Here is a 3,489-nt window from a genome sequence, read left to right on the forward strand (position 1 = left end):
GGTCTCCAGCACCATGCGCAGGTCGTAGAGCTGGTCGAACTTGTCGAAGTCGAACGGCAGCACGCGCCAGCCGCTGCGAAACATCACCTCCACCAGACCATCTTGTTGCAGCCGGAACAGCGCCTGGCGCACCGGTGTGCGCGAGACGGCGAGCCGCGCGCAGAGTTCGTGTTCGGTAAAGCGGTCGCCGGGCACCAGGCGGAAGTCGGCGATGTCCTGCTTGACTTGCCGGTAGACCGCTTCGGCGCGCGACTGGAAGGGCTCGACGCTGGCGGCAGCCTTGGCGGCGATATTGGCGGGGCGTGCGCGGACGGCGCGCAGGGGGCGTGTGACCATCAGGCCATCCAGCTCACATGGGCCGAGACGACACGCCAGCCTTCGGCCTTGCGCACCCAGGTCTGACTCTGGCGACCGGTGCGCGGGTTGCCTTCGCGCTGGAACTCGATGTTGGTGGTGGCCACATCACGGCCGTGCGTGGTGATGGCGGTGCGCAGCACGGTGCGCTGCAGGCCGACGGCGGGCCGGCCGTTGCGAAATGCACGGATCTCGTCGATGCCGTAGAGGTTTTCGGTGGCGCCATAGCGCAGCGTGTGGGGGCTGTCCCAGAACAGCTCGTCGAGCACGGCCACGTCGTTGCCGATCAGGGCTTGCTCGTAGCGCTCAAAGGCGGCCGTCACTTCGGCCAGCACATCGGGCAGATTGGTATCCATTCAGAACTCCACGGGTTTGCAGCGGGCAAGGCCCGCATTGTGCAGTGCCATGCCGGCGCGCAGCGCCAGGTCTTCGCGCCAGGGTGCGGTAATCAGTTGTACGCCGATCGGCAAGCCACCGGTGCCCTGCGGCCACAGGGGTGCGGCCACCACCGGACAGCCCGCGAACGAGATGGGTTGCGTGAGCAGGCCGATGGAGGGGCGGCAGGGCAGGCGCTGGCCATTGATCTCGACCCACTCGGTACCGAGGGGCTGCGCCGGCACGGGCGTGGCGGGCGCGATCAACACGTCCCAGTCGCGGAACAGGGCATTGACCTTGTCGCGGTAGACGCGGCGAAAGCGCTGCGCGCGCACGTACCAGGCGGCCGGTTGCAATGCCCCCGAAATGAAACGGTCCACCGACAGCGGCTCGTAGTCGGCCGCCTGCGTGCGCAGGCGGTGCAGGTGCAGGGCGCCGCCTTCGCTGGCGCTCACGATGAAGGCCGCCGCGCGCGCCTGCACCGCATCGGGCCACTCCACGGTGGTGGTGGCGCCCAGCGCCTGCGCGGCGAGCGCGGCCACCTCGCGGGCGGGCGCGGTCGTGTGCTCGGCGAAGTAGCCACCCAGCACACCCACGCGCAGGCCTTTGATGCCCAACGCCAATGAGCGCACGGTGGGCTGTACCGTGGTGGCGTGGCAGCCTGGGTCCAGCGGGTCGGCGCCTTGCAGCGCGTCGTAGGTCAGGGCCAGGCCGTGGAGGTCGTCGGCCAGCGGCCCCAGGTGGTCCAGGCTGTGAACGAAGGGGTAGCTGCCGCGCCGCGAGAGCCGGCCGAAGGTGGGCTTCAAGCCCCACACACCACACAGTGACGAAGGCACGCGGATCGATCCGTTGGTGTCCGAGCCCAGCGTCAGGGGCACCTGACCCGCGGCCACCGCCGCGCCCGAGCCGCCCGATGAACCACCCGCCGAACAATCGAGCCGATGCGGGTTGTGCGTGGGGCCAAAGTGGGTGTTCTCGGTGGTGAAGCCGTAGGCGTATTCGTCCATGTTCAGCGAGCCCACCAGCACCGCACCGGCGGCCTGCAGGCGCTGCACCAGCACCGCGTCCACGGTTGCGGGCGGGTTGGTGCGGTTGACCTTGGAGCCGGCCAGTGTCACCTCACCGGCGATGTCGAACAGGTTCTTCACCGCGAACGGCACACCGGCCAGTGGACCCAATGGCTCACCGCGCGCGCGTTGCGCGTCCATCCGCTCGGCCTGCGCACGGGCGGCGTCGAAGCGGGTGCCGGTGAAGGCGTTGACGCGCGCATCGGTGGCTTCGATGCGTGCGATGCTGGTTTCCAGCGCGTCTGCCGCGCGCAAGGTGCCGCCGGCCACCGCTTGCGCGACCTCGCTCAATGACAAGGGGGCGGTCATGGCGCGCCCTCAGGGTTGTGAAGGCTGGAACGGCGCCGGGCAATAGATCTCGGCCGGTTCGTCATCCACCTTCAGCTCGAAGGCGTCGAGCAGCGCAGCCATGCCGGCGGTGCGGTGCATGTGCGAAGCCACGCGCGCGGCCTGGGCCGTGTCCAGGTGCAGGTCCACCGCCACGGCGGCAGCCTGCACGTAGATGAGGGTCTGCACCTCCGTCATCGGCGCACCTCGCGCTGGAAGATCTCCAGGCTGCGCTTCTTGGCAGCAATGAAGCTCGCCTCCGACAGCGTGGCGGTGGTGCGCGGTCGCGGATCGTCGTAGGACAGGATCTCGGCCACTTTGGTGGGCCGCTTGGTGAGCAGCAGCACCTGATCGGCCAGGTACACGGCCTCTTCCAGATCGTGCGAGACCAGCACCATGGTGGTGCCGGTCTGCATGAAGACCTCCTGCAGCTTCTCGCGGATGAACAGTGTCATCTCGAAGTCCAGCGCCGAGAAGGGTTCGTCGAGGAACAGCACCTCCGGGTTGGGTGCCAGCGCCCGCATGATGGATGCGGTCTGCTGCTGGCCGCCCGAGAGTTCGTAGGGGTAGCGGTGGAGGTCGAACTTCACGTCGAACGAAGCCACCAGCTCCGCCATGCGCCTGTCCACCTCGGCCTTGCTCCTGCCTTCGAGCTTGAGCGGGTAGGCGATGTTGTCGATGGTGCGCATCCACGGAAACATCGCTTCGCGGTAGTTCTGGAACACGTAGCCGATCTTGGTGTCCTTCAGACTTTTGCCGTCGAACAAAATATCGCCGCTGTCGATCGGCACCAGGCCCGCGATCATGTTGATCAGCGTGCTCTTGCCGCAGCCGTTGGGCCCGAACACCGACACGATCTTGTGCTTGGGGATGTCGAGGTCGAAGTTCTCGTACAGCGGCCAGCCCGCGAAGTACTTGGTGAGACCGCGGATGGTGATGTGCGTGCCGGCCGGACCGGGTGTGAACTCGGGTGCGGGCACGTCGGCGTCGTAGACGGGGGCATTGAGGACAGCGTTCATCTTCCACTCCAGTGCACGATGCGTCGTTCGACCACGAGGAACAGCACGTTCAGCGCATAGCCGAGCGCACCGGCCGCCAGGATGGAGGCGTACATGTCCTTCACGTTCATCACCTGCTGCGAGTTGATGATGCGGTTGCCCAGCCCGCTGTCGGCCCCGATGAACATCTCGGCCACGATCACGATGACCAGCGCCATCGACACGGCCGAGCGCAGGCCGACGAAGCTGGGCTGCAGGCTTTCCCAGATCAGCACGTCCTTGAACACCTGCCAGCGTGTGGCGCCCATCACCTTGGCCGCCATCACGCGCTGCTTGCGCGCGTTGATCACGCCGTAGGCGCTGTTGAA

6 protein-coding genes are annotated in these 3,489 nt (G+C 67.2%); all 6 read right to left on the reverse strand.

The features are described 5' to 3' along the window. The coding region (locus IV113_RS24015; protein WP_291090633.1) for a GntR family transcriptional regulator at positions 1 to 336 on the reverse strand (336 nt) is incomplete at its 3' end. Then, positions 336 to 710 (reverse strand): oxalurate catabolism protein HpxZ, encoded by a 375-nt coding sequence (gene hpxZ, locus IV113_RS24020; RefSeq protein WP_291090635.1) that lies wholly within the window; start codon positions 708 to 710, stop codon positions 336 to 338. The genes IV113_RS24015 and hpxZ, both read right to left, overlap by 1 nt. Continuing rightward, positions 711 to 2,105, reverse strand: a complete 1,395-nt coding sequence (locus tag IV113_RS24025; protein ID WP_291090637.1) for an AtzE family amidohydrolase — start codon at positions 2,103 to 2,105, stop codon at positions 711 to 713. 9 nt (positions 2,106 to 2,114) lie between these two features. Continuing rightward, complete coding sequence (locus IV113_RS24030; RefSeq protein WP_291090639.1) at positions 2,115 to 2,321, reverse strand: DUF4089 domain-containing protein; 207 nt, start codon at positions 2,319 to 2,321, stop codon at positions 2,115 to 2,117. Next, entirely contained in the window at positions 2,318 to 3,142 is an 825-nt protein-coding gene (locus IV113_RS24035; RefSeq protein WP_291090641.1) for an ABC transporter ATP-binding protein, read from the reverse strand. The genes IV113_RS24030 and IV113_RS24035 overlap by 4 nt, the downstream gene beginning before the upstream one ends. Next, a partial coding sequence (locus tag IV113_RS24040) for an ABC transporter permease subunit (RefSeq protein ID WP_291090643.1) occupies positions 3,139 to 3,489 on the reverse strand: 351 nt, incomplete at its 5' end. The genes IV113_RS24040 and IV113_RS24035, both read right to left, overlap by 4 nt.

Source organism: Hydrogenophaga sp., assembly GCF_018780385.1.
Lineage (GTDB): Bacteria > Pseudomonadota > Gammaproteobacteria > Burkholderiales > Burkholderiaceae_C > Hydrogenophaga.